The organism is Streptomyces sp. NPDC086835 (assembly GCF_044745705.1).
GTDB lineage: Bacteria > Actinomycetota > Actinomycetes > Streptomycetales > Streptomycetaceae > Streptomyces.
Map to the genome: position 1 here is coordinate 1 of NZ_JBIVAU010000010.1, position 15,963 is coordinate 15,963.

The window sequence follows — 15,963 nt, forward strand, 5'->3', positions numbered from 1 at the left end:
TTTTTGGCACACTGTTGAGTTCTCAAGGAACGGACGCTTCCTTTGTACTCACCCTCTCGGGCTTTCCTCCGGGCGCTTCCCTTCGGTCTTGCGTTTCCGACTCTATCAGATCTTTCCGATCCGATTTCCTCGGTGTGCTTTCCGGCCTTTCGGCCTTCCGGCGGTTCCGACTCTATCAGACTCTTTCGGGCCTGATTCCCGGTCAGCGGGAGTTGTCTTCGCGGCTGTTGGGCCGTTCCGACGCTCAAACTCTAGCGGATTTCCTGGGCTGCTCATAATCGAGCTTTCGAAATGAATTTCGGCATGCCGAAATTCGTCCCGGTTGGGAGATCGTGCTGAGTTTGGTTGCCGCGTTCGCGGCGGGATGGCTGTCGCAGAACCGTTCCGGCCCCGTGACAACTCGAAGAACCTTACGGATCGCGGAGGGCCGTGTCAACCCTGCCTCGCGGCCCCGCTAGTCCAGGTCGGTGAGCCGTCCGCCGGCATCCGGCTGGTCGTGTTCCACCCGGCGCAGCACGCGGATGAGCAGCTCGCCGAGGACCGCCCGCTCGTCTCCCGAGAGGTCCTGGAGCAGGTCCTCCTCGAAGTTCGTCGCCATGCGCATCGCCTCGAGCCACTTGGCGCGGCCCTCGTCCGTCAGCTCGACGATCACGCGCACCCGGTTGTTCTCGTCGCGGTCGCGGGTGACCAGGCCTTCGCCGGCCATGCGGTCGATGCGGTGCGTCATCGCGGCGGGTGTGAGTCCGAGGCGCTTGGCGAGTTCACCGGGCCCCATGCGGTAGGGGGAGCCCGAGAGCACCAGCGTCTTCAGGACCTCCCACTCGGTGTTGCTGATGCCGAGGTCGGCGACCTGGCGGCCGTACGCGACGTTCATCCGGCGGTTGAGCCGGCCGAGGGCGGAGACCACCTTCTCGACCTGCGGGTCGAGATCGCCGAATTCGCGCTGGTAGGCGGCGATCTGCTCGTCGAGGCTCGGCTCGTGCGGGCCGGACGTCGGAGAGGCCTCGGGGGACTCGGTAGGCATGCGCCGAAGTATGGCACGGCACTCATTGGCGTTGAAGTCCTTCGATGTGTACTCTTCAGCATTGAACTTTAGCGTTGAAGTCTTCAGAGTTCAGTCCTCCGGGCTCGACGGGCTTCTCGACCAGAAGCAGGTGAGTGTGACCAAGGCGAAGGGTGCAGCGATGCGCCGGATCCAGGCGGGGAACGCGCTGAGCGCGTTCGGGCTCGGCTTCACCGTTCCGTACCTCTACGTCTATGTGGCGCAGGTGCGCGAGCTGGGCGCGAGCACGGCGGGTGCCGTGTTGGCGGTCTTCGCGATGGCCGCGCTCGTCGCTCTGCCCTTCACCGGGCGGATCATCGACCGCCGGGGGCCGCTGCCCGTACTCGTGGCCGCCGCCGTGCTCGCCTCCGCGGGAGCCGTCGGCATGGGACTCTCCGACAGCATCCCGGCAGTCGTACTGTCAGCCGCGCTGCTCGGCGCCGGTACCGCCGTGATGCAGCCGGCGCTCGCCACGATGATCGTCTGGTGCTCGGAGACGGCGACCCGCACCCGTGCCTTCGCCACACAGTTCTTCCTGCAGAACCTGGGACTGGGCGTCGGCGGCCTGATCGGCGGACACATCGTCGACGAGAGCCGGCCGTCGAGTTTCACCCTGCTGTTCGGTATCGAGGCGGCCATGTTCCTCGTGCTCGCGGCGATCGCCCTGACCGTGCGGCTCCCCCACTCCCCGACGCTCCACGACTCGCGTCCCTCCGGGGCGGAGTCCGGTGCCAGGGGCGGCCTGCGAGCACTGCTCGGCCACCGGGCCATGGTGCAGTTGCTCGTCCTGGGCTTCGTCCTCTTCTTCGCCTGCTACGGCCAGTTCGAGTCGGGTCTCGCCGCATACGGCACGGAGGCCGCCGGTATCGAGCCCGCGACCCTCGGCACGGCCCTCGCGGCCAACACCGCGGTCATCGTGCTCGCGCAGTTCCTGGTGCTGAGGTTCGTGGAGCGGCGCAGGCGCAGCAGGGTCATCGCCTCGGTCGGGCTCATCTGGGCCGTGGCGTGGCTGGCGGCGGGCTACGCGGGCCTCGGCGATGGCAGCCAGGCCATGGCGACGGCCGCGTTCATCTCGACGTACGCGCTGTTCGGCCTCGGCGAGGCGATGCTCTCGCCGACCGTGGCGCCGCTGGTCGCGGACCTGGCGCCGGAGGCCATGGTCGGGCAGTACAACTCGGCCTTCGCCCTGGTCAAGCAGCTCGCCCTGGCGGTCGGCCCGGCTGTCGGCGGTCCGATGGGCGCCGCGCTGCACGGCCCGTACATCGTGACGTTCGTACTGTTCTCGCTCTCGGTCACGGTGCTGGCGCTGCGCCTGGGCAAGCGGCTCACCCCGGTGCAGGACCGGCCCTCGCTCGCGGCGAGGACCCGCGTGGTCGCCGTGCACAAGCCCGAGGACGCGGTCGCCCCCGCCCGCTGAGGCCCGCGGGCTTCAGCGCGGCAGGGCGAACTCGCACCAGACCGCTTTGCCGCCGCCCGGGGTGCGGCGGCTCCCCCAGGACGAGGCGATCGTCGCGATGATGGAGATCCCGCGGCCCGCCTCGTCCTCCGTCTCGGCGCGGCGGCGGCGGGGCAGATGGTCGTCCCCGTCCGTCACCTCGACGATCAGACGGCGGTCGGTGCGGCGAAGTCTGAGCCGCATGGGCGGGGTGCCGTGCTGGAGAGAATTGGCGACCAGTTCACTGACGGCCAGCACACCGAGGTCGTGCAGCTCCGGCGAGAAGCGCCACGAGGCGAGCACCCCCGACGCGAAGGCCCGGGCACGCGGCGCCGCCTCGATGCCGCCGAGCAGGTCCAGGGCGGCGTTGTGGAACAGCTCGGCGTCCGCCCCCTTCCGCGTCGGGTGCTGAAGCACGAGCACGGCGACGTCGTCGTCGTGCTCCGCGGTGACGTTCAGGGAACGGATCAGCCGGTCGCAGACCACCTGCGGGCTGCCGGTCGCCCCGGACAGCGCGCGCTCCAGCGCGGCCACCCCTTCGTCGATGTCCTCGCCACGGCGCTCCACCAGACCGTCCGTATAGAGGACGGCGGTGGAACCGGGCGGCAGGTCGATGGCGCCCGAGGTGTGCAGCCAGCCACCGGTGCCGAGCGGCGGTCCGGTCGGTTCCGCCGCCTTGTGGACCGTGCCGTCCTCGTCGCGCACGAGGATCGGCAGATGGCCGGCGGAGGCGTAGACGAGCCGGCCTTCGTTCGGGTCGTGGACGGCGTACACACAGGTGGCGATCTGGCTGGCGTCGATCTCGGAGGCCAGGCCGTCCAGCAGCTGAAGGACCTCGTGCGGCGGGAGGTCGAGGCGGGCGTAGGCGCGGACGGCGGTACGCAGTTGGCCCATGACAGCGGCAGCGCGCACGCCGCGGCCCATCACGTCGCCGATGACCAGGGCCGTGCGCCCCGCGCCGAGCGTGATCACGTCGTACCAGTCGCCGCCGACCGCGGCGTCGATGCCGCCGGGCTGATAGGTGGCGGCGAAGCGGAGGTCGTCGGGCTGTTCCAGTTCCTGCGGGAGCAGCGAACGCTGAAGCGTCACCGCCGTCTCGCGATGGCGGCGCTCGCTGGCCCGCAGCCGCTCCGCCGCCTCCGCGTGGTCGGTGACGTCGGCCGCGAAGACGAGCACACCCTCGGTCTCCTTGCCGCCGTCCACGCGCTCCGCGGGCAGGCAGGTGATCGTGTACGACCCCTCGCCCCGACGGGCCGACTCCCCACTGCCCTGGATCCTGCGGGACTTGACCGTGCGCGGCTTGCCGCTGCGCAGCACCTGGTCCATCAGCGGCAGCAGACCCAGCTCCGCGAGCTCGGGGCACACGTCGGCGGCACACGCTCCGGCCGGCCGCGGCCCGAAGGCGGCGGCGTAGGCGTCGTTCACGTAGGCGATGCGGTGCTCGGTGCCGTAGACGAGCGCGACCAGGGCAGGCAGGCGGCCGAGCATCTCCGCCACGGAGAAGTCTTCCAGCGCCGGGACGTCGGACGGGGGCTCGGAGTGACCGTACTCGCCGCGGGCCGCGGGCACGGAGCCCTCGGACCGCTGCGCCGGGGAGAGCCCTCGGTCGGTTCCCCGCGCCGCGGCGCGGCGCTGCGTACCGGGGAGCCTGGCGCTCCAACGCGTGAAGTTCACTGACTTTCTAGCCTCAATGGGATCGTCGCCAAAGGGTCACTCTGTGCAGGTGTGAGCCCACCTATGGTCACACGTCAAGTGTGGCCGACCGGACTGACAGTCGTCTTTCCCGAGTTGCCGAACCGCCGTCAGGTCCCCTTGGGGCCGTCGGGTGATCCGTCGGCCGACTGCTCCTTGGGCCCTTCCTTCCGGCCGGCGGGCGGCTGCTCCTTCGAGCCGTTCGCCGGTCGTCCGCCTCCCGCCGCGAGTTCGAACTCGGCGCGCGGGTGTTCCAGCGAGCCGAGAGAGACGATCTCACGCTTGAACAACCCGGAGAGGGTCCATTCGGCCAACACTCGAGCCTTGCGGTTGAAGGTCGGCACCCGGCTGAGGTGGTAGACCCGGTGCATCAGCCAGGCCGGATAGCCCTTCAGCTTGCGCCCGTAGACGTGCGCGACGCCCTTGTGCAGGCCGAGGGACGCGACCGATCCGGCGTATTTGTGCGCGTAGTCCTGCATGGGCGCGCCGCGCAGCGAGGCCACGATGTTCTCCGCGAGCACCTTGGTCTGGCGTACGGCGTGCTGCGCGTTGGGCGCGCACTCGGTACCGGGCTTGTCGGACGTCAGGTCCGGGACGGCCGCGGCGTCACCGGCGGCCCAGGCGTGGTCGACACCCTCGACGGAGAGACGCGCGGTGCACTTGAGCCGTCCCCTCTCGTTCAGGGGCAGGTCGGTGGCGGCGAGGACCGGGGCGGGTTTGACGCCGGCCGTCCACACGAGCGTCCGGGTGGGGAAGCGGGAACCGTCGCTCAGCACGGCGACACGGTCCTCGCAGGAGTCGAGGCGCGTCTCCAGGCGTACGTCGATGTTGCGGGCGCGCAGCTCACGTACGGCGTACCTGCCCATCTGCTCGCCGACCTCGGGAAGGATGCGCCCCTGGGCCTCGACGAGGATCCACTTCAGGTCCTCCGGCTTGATGTTGTGGTAGTAGCGGGAGGTGTAACGGGCCATGTCCTCGAGCTCGGCGAGGGCTTCGACGCCCGCGTAACCGCCGCCGACGAAGACGAAGGTCAGGGCGGCGTCGCGGATGGCCGGGTCCCGGGTCGACGAGGCGATGTCCATCTGTTCGATGACGTGGTTGCGCAGCCCGATCGCCTCCTCGACCGTCTTGAAACCGATGCCGAAGTCGGCGAGGCCGGGGACGGGAAGGGTGCGGGAGATGGACCCGGGCGCGATGACCAGCTCGTCGTAGGTGATCTCGACGGCGCCGGCGCCCTCCTCCTCGGTCGCGAGCGTGCTGACCGTCGCCGTGCGCTTCGCGTGGTCGACGGCCTTGGCCTCGCCGATGACGATCGTGCATCTGCCGAGAACCCGGCGGAGGGGGACCACGACATGGCGTGGGGAGATGGAACCGGCCGCGGCCTCGGGGAGGAACGGCTGATACGTCATATAGGGGTCGGGCGTGACCACGACGATTTCCATCTCGCCACGCGCCAGCTCGGGCTTCAGCTTCCGCTGGAGGCGCAGCGCGGTGTACATCCCGACGTAACCGCCGCCGACGACGAGAATGCGTTTGCGCGGCGGGGTGCCGGGGGTCGTGCCCCGGTTGTTTGCAGCCTTCACCATCCCATGAGGCAACGACCTCGGGAGTTTGTCCACAGGCCCGGCAAATTGTGTGACCGGAAGGCGGCTTCCGGCCGGCCCGCACCCAGGTCGGGGCAAAAAGGAAGCCACGCAGGTCAGACGTGGCGGGCGGGTCGGGGTCCCGGGGCGTAATAGGGAACCTTCCGGCTCTTGCTCCGATCGAGGGGCGCTCTGTGCGGAAGTACCCCCTTCTGAATTGACTCGGGCTCAACTATGTTCGTACTCGGTCGGGGTGTCGGGTCACGACATGCCCGGCGGACAGCGGGGAGGTCTCCGGGGGGAGACGACATGACCGGGGGAACGCTCATGCATATTCAGGATTCGCATTGGCAGACTGCCGTCGCGCCCGCATCGGCGGCGGACGGCAATGGGAGTGGCCGCGCGGGATCGGGCGGGACCAGCCGCTCCGCACCGCTGCGGGTGGACGCGCAGCGCAATCTCGAGCACGTGTTGCGGGCGGCGCGCGAAGTGTTCGGCGAGCTTGGTTACGGCGCGCCGATGGAGGACGTCGCCCGGCGTGCCCGGGTCGGCGTGGGGACGGTGTACCGCCGCTTTCCCAGCAAGGACGTCCTGGTGCGCCGGATAGCCGAGGAGGAGACGTCCCGGCTGACCGAGCAGGCGCGCACCGCGCTCGGCCAGGAGGAGGAGCCGTGGTCGGCGCTCGCGCGTTTCCTGCGCACGTCGGTGGCGTCCGGCGCCGGTCGCCTGCTGCCACCGCAGGTGCTGCGGGTGGGCGTCGACGGTGACGAGCCGACCCTCGTCACCGACACCGAGCCGCTGGACGACACCCGGGTGCCTCAGCAGCGGGCGGCGGCACAGCCCGGGCTGCGTGTGGTGGCGCCACGGCCGATACCGGCGGAGGAGCAGGACGACAGCGGTGCGGCGGATCTGCTGGAGGTGGTGGGCCGGCTCGTGGAGCGGGCGCGTGCGGCGGGAGAGCTTCGGGGCGATGTGACCGTGGCGGACGTGCTGCTGGTGATAGCCACCGCAGCGCCCTCGCTGCCCGACGCCGCACAGCAGGAGGCGGCCTCGGCCCGTCTGCTGGACATTCTCCTCGAGGGCCTTCGCCCCCGGGCGGTGTGATCGCGCGCCTTCCCGCACGTCAACGCACCGTGTCCGCACGACCGCCGCAGTGTGCCTCTTTCGGGTGAGGCGGCGGGACCGGATCCGGGGAAGTTTCCCCGGACGGGTGGTTGCCGTACGGGAGGGTTCGGCGTAAGGCCGCTGTGTGGCACGCTGGCCCGGTGTTCGGGTCTGTAGGTGCTTACGGGGGCTTCCGCGATGAGCGGTGACGGGCGGGACGAATCACTGAGCGGTGCGGCCGGGCCGGAGGCGGACGACGAGCTGTCCGCCTCCCAGGTGCCCAACCAGGGCGGCCGGGGTGATTCCTCGGGCGGGACCGGGTCGGCGGGGCAGGCGACCGACGGCGCGGCGGACGTGTCCAGGGCGCTGTCCGCAGAGTCTGCGGAGTCGCACGACCACTATGTGGTGCCGCAGCAACGAAAAGCCGGCAGCCACCACTCGGTGCTGTCTCCGCCCCGCGAACTGCCACCGGCAGACGCAGAATTGATTCTGCACATGCGGGACGGCGACGACAGCGCCTACGAGGAGCTGTTCCGCCGCCACGCGGACGCCGTCCGGCGCTATGCCCGCACCTGCTGCCGGGACGCCGACACCGCCGACGACCTGACCGCCGAGGTGTTCGCCCGGACACTGCAGGCGGTGCGCGGCGGCGCCGGGCCCGAACAAGCCGTACGGGCCTACCTGCTCACCACGGTCCGGCGCGTCGCCGCGAACTGGATGAAGACCGCGAAGCGGGAGCAACTGGTCGAGGACTTCGCCGCGTTCGCCATGGAGGCGGCCCGCAGCGCGGACGCGTCGAACGCGGACACCCTCGACCTCGGCGCGGACGTGCGCGCGATGCGCGAGGCGGAACGGTCCCTCGCGATGCAGGCGTTCCGGTCACTGCCGGAGCGCTGGCAGGCGGTGCTGTGGCACACCACCGTGGAGGAGGAGTCGCCGAGCGACGTCGCACCCCTCTTCGGGCTGACCGCCAATGCGACCGCGGTGCTCGCGAGCCGGGCGCGCGAGGGCCTCAAGCAGGCCTACCTCCAGGCCCATGTGAGCACCGCGCTCACCACGGGCGGCGACTGCGCGCGGTACGCGGACCGGCTGGGCGCCTACGCCCGCGGGGGTCTGCGGATGCGGGCCGAGCGCGGACTGCGCAAGCACCTGGACGAGTGCGTCAAGTGCCGGCTCGCCGCAGGTGAGCTGGCCCATGTCAACGCGGGCATTCCGGCGCTGCTTCCGGTCGCGGTGATCGGCTGGTTCGCCGCGGGGTACTCACTCAAGGCCGCGGGCATCGTGGCGGGCGGCGCCGCGGGCGCCGCAGGAGCCGGAGCGGCGGCGGCCACCGGGGGCGCCGCGCGTGGCACCTCGGGCGGTGCGGCGGCCGAAGGACTCGGCGCCCCGGCGAAGGTGGGCACCGCGGCCGCCGTCGCGGCGGTCGCGGCCGTCGGTCTGGTCTGGGCCCTTTTCGGCGACCCGAAGCCGGTCCCGGATCCGGTGGCGAAGCCGCCGGTCGCCCAGCCCATGATGCCGCCACCCGCGCCCGAGCAGGAGCCCCCGGCACCGCCCGCGCCGAATCCGTCGCCGGTGCCGGTCGTCGAGCCTGTAGCAGCGCAGGAGCCCACGCCGGCACCACCGAGGCCCACCCCGCCGAAGCCGAGCCCCACGCCGGAGCCGCCGTCTTCCCCGACGCCTACGCCGTCGCCCACTCCCCGACCCACACCCACACCTACGCCCCCGCCACCGCCCGCGCCCGCGCCCGAGGTCTACCAGGTGAGCCGCCTGAATTACGGGACCTTCGGCGACCACACGGGCCCGGAGGTCCGGCTGGGCGAGAGCAGTTGGCTCTGGCAGCGTTCGGGCATGTCCATCGGCGGCACCCAGTACGCGCACGGGGCGACCGTGCACGCCAAGTCGTCCATCACCATCGACCTCAACCGCAGGTGCACCACGTACGAAGCGTTCGTCGGCATCGACGACCTCACGCGCGGCCTGGGTCTGGGCGCGGTGCGCTTCTCGGTGTACGGGGACGGGACGCGGCTGTGGAGCTCCCCCGTCGTCCGTAGCGGCGAACCGGCGGTCCCGGTCCACGTGCCCCTCACCGGCCGCAGCACCATCCGCCTGGTGGCGGCACCGGAGACACCGCGGGACCAGGTGGCGCTGGCGGACTGGGCGGAGTCACGCATCACGTGCGAGTAGGCGCGCCCGCCGTGGCCGCTGCGGGGGCATGGCCGCGCCTTGGCCCGCCCGGCGATCGAGGGCACGGAAGACGGAAGAAGGCCGTACGGGGGTCCGGGGCTTGCCCCGGGTTCGGGAAGGAGCGGGGAGGGGACAAGCCCGCCGCAGGCGCCACCCGCCCGCCGGCTACGACTGCAGCGTCGGCCGTCGCGGCACCCCGCCCGCCACCGCGCGCTGCCGCGGCGCCGCCGTGCCCGTCCAGCACGTGCCCCGGCGCGAAAGCAGCCTCCGCAGCCACAGTTCCGTCGAGACCAGGTCCGCCAGCCCGTCCAGAGGCACGGGCTCGCCTTCGGACGCCGCCCGGAGCGCCCTGCGGACGACGCGTGCCTCGATGAGGCCCGCGTCCGCGAGCAGCGGGGCGTCGAAGAGGGCGATCAGGTGCGGCAGCGCCGACCGCAGTCCCGTGCGGGCCGCCGCGGCGGACGAGGCGTGTGTCGGGGAGCCCCAGCCGGGCGGCAGGTCGTGGATGCCGGCGCCGGCGAGGACCGTGCGCAGTACGGCGGCCCGCGCGCCCGGCTGGACGCGGAGCGATTCCGGCAGGTCCCGGCAGGCCCGTACGACCTGGTTGTCCAGGTAGGGCGCGTGGAGACGCTGGCTGCGTACCTCCGCGGCCTGTTCCAGGATCCGGTGGTCGAAGGCGTGGCGGGCGAGTGCGGCCCGTGCCCGTGTCTCGCCGGGCCGTTGGACCGAGGTGGGCCTCGTCGCCGCCTCCGTCAGCCGAACCGATACTTCAGCGAGCGCCTCCCCGGTGAGCCAGCGCGCCGCGGGCCCCGGCCGGGACCACGCCAGCGCCGCCAGTGACGCGCCCACCGCGCCGTTGCGCAGGGCGGGACCCGGGCGGTTGGCGAGCAGCAGGTCGCCGGCGGCTGCCTCCAGGCCGGTGCGGTAGGGCGTACGGGCCAGTCTGCGTGCCGCCCGGTAGACCGTGAGCGGGACGAACAGGGACTGCGGGGAGGGCCGTTCGGAGCGGGCCAGTGCGGTGACCGGCCGCAGCAGGTGGCGTCTGCGCCGGTCCAGCAGCAGGTCCGCCAGCCTCGCCGGATGCGCGTCCAGCACCTGCCGCGCGCCCGCTCCGGTGAAGTGGTCGGCGCTGCCGGCGGCCAGCCGCCCCCGGTGGCGTTCCGCGGTCACCAGGGACGGTGCGGGCTCGTCGGTCAGGGGGCCGGAGTCGAGATTCGCGTACGGCAGTCCTTCTTCGCCGGCGGCGACCACGACATGGTGCAGCCGAGGGTTGGCGGCGATGAGGCGGGCCCGTTCCAGCTCGGGTTCGCGCAGCTCGTGTCCGCTGGTGGCAAGGTCGTTGAAGGTGACGGCGAGCAGCCGTTCGCCAGCGCCGGTGCCGTGTCCGAGGACCGTGCCGGGTACGCCCGGCAGTCCGGCCGCGAGCAGGGCGAGGGTGCCGGAGGCGCTGCCCCCGGAGAGGTCCGCGCCGATCCCGGGCGTCGGCGCACCGCGGGCCGCGCGGCGTTCGGCGGGGCCCATCCCGGGGACGGGCCCCGGGTCGGGCGGCAGGGTCTCGGGCGCGTGCCGGGGCGCGGTCAGCCTGGCGCGCACGGCCTCCACGAGTGCGTCACGTACACCGTCGATGGCGCGGGCGGCCTCGACCTGCGGGGCGGCGACGGCAAGTGAGGCGACCGGCTCGTACCCGGTGATCTCCCGCGAGCCCTCCCGCAGGATCAGCGCGTGTCCGGGCGGGATGCGTTTCACCCCGGCGTACGGGGTGGAGTCCCGCAGCGCCTCCGGCGACTCGGGGCAGGCGAGCAGGGCGGCCAGGTGTCCGATGTCGAGCTGGGCCTCGATGAGGTCGGCCAGCGGGAGGGCGGCGGTCGCGTACGCTGTGCCGTTCGCCCACGGGGTGTAGAAGACGGGACGGGCGCCGGCGAGGTCACCGACGACGGTGATGCGGCGGCCGACCTGGACGACCACGGTGTAGCTGCCCGCCCATGCGGTCAAATGCCTCAGTGCGCCACCGCGCGCCGCGAACAGTCCGACCCTCAGCTGTTCGTCGCTGGCGGCGCAGCAGCCGAGGACGGCGAGCCGGGTCACGGTGGGCGCCTGGCCGTTGCCCGGGGTGGGGTAAGGCCGTTGGTGCGGTTCGGCGGTGATGATGCGCACCTCGTCGGGCCGCCAGTCCCCGACGGCCCACAGCGGATCCGGGTCGCCCCACAGGAGTTGGGCTCCGACGGGATGGAGGGTGCGGCCCTCTTCGGAGGCTCCGACGGCGCCCGCCGTGCCGAAGTTCGCGGCGATACTGCTCCACCCCACCAGCCACCGCATCGCCGCCTCCCCAACATTGCCGGACATCGCCGAAGCCGTTCGGGAACATGCTGCCACGAAGGAGGCGCACGCGAGGGGCTCCCGGTAGCGCGTGCAAAAACGGAACACGACGGCGGTGTTGGCGATTTGCCGACGGTGCGGGAGCCGGTTCCGAGGCCGCCGGAGGTCCGGGCGAGCCTCGCGGGAGGCCGGCGGACAGGCGTCATTCAGCCATTTTCGGGGCCGTGCCAGCGTGGCAGTTTGACCGCAACACACGGACCGGGAGGCGTAGTTCGCCTCCCGGGCCCTGTCCGCCGCCCGCGGGGATTGAGGCGGCGGTGTCCCCCAGCCCGCTGGTTCCAGTACGCAGCGGGCCGACCCACGCAGCACTCATGGAAGCGCTCCCGCCTCCGACCGGCCAGAGCGCACGGACGGGCGCACGGCCACACGGCGGGAGCACGAGGGCGGACGGGCGATCACCCGTACGGACAACAATCCCGCCATAGGGAAGTTGGCCCCTTAACGGTCGGGATGCGGCGAACTACGCTGTGTTTGCTGCTGTTCTCCACAGGCGCGCATATTCCGCAGGGCTCGGCCACACGATTTTGCAGCCGGGACCGGTCGGGACGGGGGGTGCCGCGAACCGGGAGAACCCAGCACGAATGCCGTGCGCGGGCCGTGCGCGGCAGCCGTCTGCGTGTCGAGGGGTGGCGCATGTCCAGGGAGCAACGCGGGCCGAACGAAAAGCTCGGCACGGTTCTCGCCCTCGCGGGAATCAGCAACGCGGGCCTCGCGCGGCGGGTCAACGACCTCGGCGCGCAGCGTGGTCTGACCCTTCGCTACGACAAGACCTCGGTGGCCCGGTGGGTGTCCAAGGGCATGGTGCCGCAGGGTGCCGCACCCCATCTCATCGCGGCCGCCATCGGCGCCAAGCTGGGCCGTCCGGTGCCGCTCCACGAGATCGGACTGGCCGACGCGGACCCGGCACCCGAGGTGGGACTGGCGTTCCCGCGGGATGTCGGTGAGGCGGTGAAATCGGCCACCGAGCTGTACCGGCTGGATCTTGCGGGCCGCCGGGCCGGCGGCGGCATCTGGCAGTCCCTGGCCGGATCGTTCGCAGTGAGCGCTTACGCGACGCCGGCGTCCCGGTGGCTGATAACCCCGGCCGACGCGTCGGTCGAGCGACTGTTCGACGTCGCAGGCGGCTCGCCCCTCTCCTCCGACCCTTCTGCCGGTGCCCACGAACCCGGCGCGGTCTCCGACGGACCTGAGACCGCTGACGTCGCCGACACGCCCGCCCGCGTGGGCCACAGCGACGTCGCGAAACTCCGGGAGGCCGCGGAGGACGCCCGCCGCTGGGACTCCAAGTACGGCGGCGGGGACTGGCGCTCGTCGATGGTCCCCGAGTGCCTGCGCGTCGACGCGGCACCCCTGCTCCTCGGCTCGTACTCGGACGAAGTGGGCCGGGCCCTGTTCGGCGCCACCGCCGAACTGACCAGGCTCGCCGGATGGATGGCCTTCGACACCGGACAGCAGGAGGCCGCGCAGCGCTACTACATCCAGGCGCTGCGCCTGGCCCGCGCCGCCGCCGATGTGCCGCTGGGCGGATACGTGCTCGCCTCCATGTCGCTCCAGGCGACCTACCGCGGCTTCGCCGACGAGGGCGTCGACCTGGCCCAGGCGGCGCTGGAGCGCAACCGGGGCCTCGCCACCGCCCGCACCATGAGCTTCTTCCGGCTGGTGGAGGCCCGCGCCCACGCCAAGGCGAACGACGCGGCGGCCGCGGGCGCGGCGCTCAAGGCCGCGGAGGGCTGGCTGGAGAGGTCGAGGGAGGGCGACGGCGACCCGTCCTGGCTGGGCTTCTACTCGTACGACAGATTCGCGGCGGACGCGGCCGAGTGCTACCGCGACCTGAAGGCCCCGCGGCAGGTGCGGCGCTTCACGGAGCAGGCGCTGTCCCGCCCCACGGAGGAGTACGTGCGCTCGCACGGACTGCGCCTCGTGGTGTCCGCGGTGGCCGAGCTGGAATCGGGCAATCTGGACGCGGCCTGTGCGGCGGGCACCCGAGCGGTGGAGGTCGCGGGACGGATCTCGTCAGCGCGGACCACGGAGTACGTACGGGACCTGCTGCACCGGCTCGAGCCGTACGGCGACGAGCCGCGGGTCATGGAGCTGCGGGAGAGGGCCCGCCCGCTCCTCATGACACCTGCCTGACGGCCCTGACGGCACCGCCTGGGACGCGGGTGGCAGTTCCCGTGCGGAAATCGGGCGTGTCTCCCGCGTGCCGACTGGTTTGAGCGCGTTGTCCGCGGGCCAGTGCACTATCGGGGTGGGAGGTGACGCGGTGAGGGCGTCCGGGCATGACTTCGACTGCGATGTGCTGGTGATCGGCGGCGGCATCGTCGGCCTGTCGACGGCGTACGCGCTCTCGCGTTCGGCCCCGGGCACCGGGGTGACGGTCCTGGAGAAGGAACAGGGCCCCGCCCGGCACCAGACAGGCCGCAACAGCGGAGTGATCCACAGCGGGATCTACTACCGGCCCGGTTCGCTGAAGGCCCGGTTCGCCGTGCGCGGTGCCGCCGAGATGGTCAAGTTCTGCGCGGAGTACGGCATCGGCCATGAGGTCACCGGCAAGCTGATCGTCGCCACGGACAGGGACGAGCTCCCACGGCTCCACGCCCTGGTCCAGCGCGGCCGGGAGAACGGCATTCCGGTGCGCGAACTGGGCCCGGCGCAGATCGGTGAGTACGAGCCGGAGGTCCGCGGGCTCGCCGCGATCCATGTGGCGACGACCGGTATCTGCGACTACGGGGCGGTGGCGGCACAGCTCGCGACGGCATCCGGTGCGGACGTGCGGTACGGCGAGGAGGTCACCGCCGTCGACCGCCGCCCGTGGGGCGTCGCGGTGCGCACACGCTCGGGCACGGTCGTGCGGGCCCGGGTGCTGGTCAACTGCGCCGGGCTGCACTGTGACCGGGTGGCCCGCCTCGCGGGCGACGACCCGGGTATGCGGATCGTCCCGTTCCGCGGGGAGTACTACGACCTGGCCCGCCCCGGTCTCGTGCGCGGGCTGGTCTACCCGGTGCCCGACCCGGCCTTCCCGTTCCTCGGGGTCCATCTCACCCGCGGCATCGACGGCGGCGTCCACGTCGGCCCGAACGCCGTCCCGGCGCTGGCCCGTGAGGGCTACAGCTGGTCGGCCGTCCACCCCCTGGACCTGGCGGGCACGCTCGGCTGGCCGGGCTCATGGCACATCGCCCGCCGGCACTGGCGGTACGGGGCCGGGGAACTGCGCCGCTCGGTGTCCAAGCGGGCGTTCACCTCGGCGGTACGGCGACTGCTGCCGGCGGTGACGGAGGACGACCTGCGCCCGGCGCCGGCGGGCGTGCGCGCGCAGGCGGTGCTGCGCGACGGGACGCTGGCCGACGACTTCCTGATCCGCGAGGCCCCGCGGACGGTGCACGTCCTGAACGCCCCCTCTCCCGCGGCGACGGCGTCGCTCCCGATCGGCCGCGAGGTCGCCCGCCGCGCGCTCACCGCGCTGTCGCCCTCGCGTCCCCGCACCGCCCGGTGATCGCTGCCGGATCCGACGGCCGCCAGGCACCGCCCGGTCACGCGACGGGAGCCGACGGCCGCCGTCTCGTCCGGAGCTTCCAGGCCGGCCTGGGCCGGACCGGCCCGCGCCACTCCGTGACCTCAGCGCTCCCGCGCGCCCCGGGCGGCCCACGGCGGCGCACCGCCCGATCGCGCCCTCGTAGAATCGGCATCACTGTGTCTGAGTTCCGTGATCCCGACCCCAGCCCCGAGGCCCCGCGCCACTTCATCCGCGCCAAGAGCGAGCCGCGCTTCCCGGGCGGACCCGCCGCCGACCCGGCCGGTTCGCATCACGAGCGCCGTATCCGCAGCTTCCAGCCGCGGCGCAGCCGGGTCACCGCCGGGCAGGAGGACGCGTTGCAGCGGCTGTGGCCGCTGTGGGGCCTGGACATCGACGGGCACCGGGTGCTCGACCTCGAGGAGATGTTCGGCGGGCTGCCCGTCGTCCTGGAGATCGGCTTCGGCATGGGCGAGGCGACCGCCCAGATGGCCGCCGACGACCCGGGGACCGGGATCCTCGCCGTCGACGTCCACACCCCCGGCCAGGGCAACCTGCTCGCTCTCGCGGAACGGAACGGCCTGTCCAACATCCGGGTGGCCAACGGCGACGCGATCATCCTGCTGCGGGAGATGCTGCCGCCCCGCTCGCTCCACGGCATGCGGGTCTACTTCCCCGACCCGTGGCCGAAGAAGCGGCACCACAAGCGCCGGCTGATCCAGCCGGACTTCCTGACCCTCGCCGCCGGGCCGCTCGCTCCGGGCGCGATCCTGCACTGCGCGACCGACTGGGAGCCGTACGCCGAGCAGATGCTCGAGGTGCTGTCGGCGCATCCGGATTTCGAGAACACGCAGGAGGACGGCGGCTTCGCGCCGCGACCCGCGTTCCGTCCGCTGACCCGCTTCGAGGGTCAGGGCCTGGACAAGGGCCACAAGGTCCGCGATCTGTTGTTCCGCCGGGTCACGCCGCAGGCGTGAGCTGCGCGGTGGCGCCCGCGATGTCCAAGGCACCGTCGCCAGTTGTCGGTGCTCCTGGT

The 15,963-nt window shown here is 72.4% G+C and carries 10 protein-coding genes; 6 read left to right on the forward strand and 4 right to left on the reverse strand.

Going from position 1 to position 15,963, the window contains the following annotated elements:
* Positions 1 to 454 precede the first annotated feature (454 nt).
* Positions 455 to 1,024 (reverse strand): MarR family winged helix-turn-helix transcriptional regulator, encoded by a 570-nt coding sequence (locus tag ACIPJI_RS27910; protein ID WP_402249562.1) that lies wholly within the window; start codon positions 1,022 to 1,024, stop codon positions 455 to 457.
* 160 nt (positions 1,025 to 1,184) lie between these two features.
* Between ACIPJI_RS27910 and ACIPJI_RS27915 the strand changes: the two genes are divergently transcribed.
* Positions 1,185 to 2,459 carry an MFS transporter gene (locus ACIPJI_RS27915; protein WP_356624622.1) on the forward strand — a complete coding sequence of 425 codons (1,275 nt, stop codon included), beginning with the start codon at positions 1,185 to 1,187 and terminating at the stop codon, positions 2,457 to 2,459.
* Positions 2,460 to 2,471: 12 nt separating this feature from the next.
* Here the strand turns inward: ACIPJI_RS27915 and ACIPJI_RS27920 are convergent, their stop codons facing one another.
* The gene (locus tag ACIPJI_RS27920; protein ID WP_307707230.1) at positions 2,472 to 4,151 is read right to left on the reverse strand and encodes a SpoIIE family protein phosphatase; all 1,680 of its coding nucleotides are present in this window, start codon (positions 4,149 to 4,151) and stop codon (positions 2,472 to 2,474) included.
* 128 nt (positions 4,152 to 4,279) lie between these two features.
* The gene (locus ACIPJI_RS27925; RefSeq protein WP_356624614.1) at positions 4,280 to 5,755 is read right to left on the reverse strand and encodes an NAD(P)/FAD-dependent oxidoreductase; all 1,476 of its coding nucleotides are present in this window, start codon (positions 5,753 to 5,755) and stop codon (positions 4,280 to 4,282) included.
* 324 nt (positions 5,756 to 6,079) lie between these two features.
* Between ACIPJI_RS27925 and ACIPJI_RS27930 the strand changes: the two genes are divergently transcribed.
* Positions 6,080 to 6,856, forward strand: a complete 777-nt coding sequence (locus tag ACIPJI_RS27930) for a TetR/AcrR family transcriptional regulator (protein ID WP_307710409.1) — start codon at positions 6,080 to 6,082, stop codon at positions 6,854 to 6,856.
* Positions 6,857 to 7,054: 198 nt separating this feature from the next.
* Complete coding sequence (locus tag ACIPJI_RS27935; RefSeq protein WP_402249564.1) at positions 7,055 to 9,040, forward strand: sigma-70 family RNA polymerase sigma factor; 1,986 nt, start codon at positions 7,055 to 7,057, stop codon at positions 9,038 to 9,040.
* Positions 9,041 to 9,205: 165 nt separating this feature from the next.
* On the opposite strand, the gene ACIPJI_RS27940 is transcribed toward ACIPJI_RS27935, so the two are convergent.
* Positions 9,206 to 11,356 carry an asparagine synthase-related protein gene (locus ACIPJI_RS27940; RefSeq protein ID WP_356624620.1) on the reverse strand — a complete coding sequence of 717 codons (2,151 nt, stop codon included), beginning with the start codon at positions 11,354 to 11,356 and terminating at the stop codon, positions 9,206 to 9,208.
* Positions 11,357 to 12,049: 693 nt separating this feature from the next.
* Between ACIPJI_RS27940 and ACIPJI_RS27945 the strand changes: the two genes are divergently transcribed.
* The 3 genes from ACIPJI_RS27945 to trmB all read left to right on the forward strand — a co-directional run bounded on the left by ACIPJI_RS27945 (position 12,050) and on the right by trmB (position 15,904).
* Positions 12,050 to 13,549: an MFS transporter gene (locus ACIPJI_RS27945; RefSeq protein WP_402249565.1), complete on the forward strand. Its 1,500-nt coding sequence runs from the start codon at positions 12,050 to 12,052 to the stop codon at positions 13,547 to 13,549.
* Positions 13,550 to 13,679: 130 nt separating this feature from the next.
* Entirely contained in the window at positions 13,680 to 14,909 is a 1,230-nt protein-coding gene (gene lhgO / locus ACIPJI_RS27950) for an L-2-hydroxyglutarate oxidase (RefSeq protein ID WP_402249566.1), read from the forward strand.
* Between the two features lie 197 nt (positions 14,910 to 15,106).
* A complete protein-coding gene (gene trmB / locus ACIPJI_RS27955) occupies positions 15,107 to 15,904 on the forward strand; it encodes a tRNA (guanosine(46)-N7)-methyltransferase TrmB (protein WP_364598380.1) in 798 nt (265 codons plus the stop codon).
* Positions 15,905 to 15,963: the final 59 nt, after the last annotated feature.

Excerpts from the sequence above, each read along its gene's own strand:
- ACIPJI_RS27910 (WP_402249562.1), bottom strand. The coding sequence starts at position 1,024 with ATGCCTACCGAGTCCCCCGAGGCCTCTCCGACGTCCGGCCCGCACGAG.
- ACIPJI_RS27915 (WP_356624622.1), top strand. The coding sequence starts at position 1,185 with ATGCGCCGGATCCAGGCGGGGAACGCGCTGAGCGCGTTCGGGCTCGGC.
- ACIPJI_RS27925 (WP_356624614.1), bottom strand. The coding sequence starts at position 5,755 with ATGGTGAAGGCTGCAAACAACCGGGGCACGACCCCCGGCACCCCGCCG.
- ACIPJI_RS27930 (WP_307710409.1), top strand. The coding sequence starts at position 6,080 with ATGCATATTCAGGATTCGCATTGGCAGACTGCCGTCGCGCCCGCATCG.
- ACIPJI_RS27935 (WP_402249564.1), top strand. The coding sequence starts at position 7,055 with ATGAGCGGTGACGGGCGGGACGAATCACTGAGCGGTGCGGCCGGGCCG.
- ACIPJI_RS27940 (WP_356624620.1), bottom strand. The coding sequence starts at position 11,356 with ATGCGGTGGCTGGTGGGGTGGAGCAGTATCGCCGCGAACTTCGGCACG.
- ACIPJI_RS27945 (WP_402249565.1), top strand. The coding sequence starts at position 12,050 with ATGTCCAGGGAGCAACGCGGGCCGAACGAAAAGCTCGGCACGGTTCTC.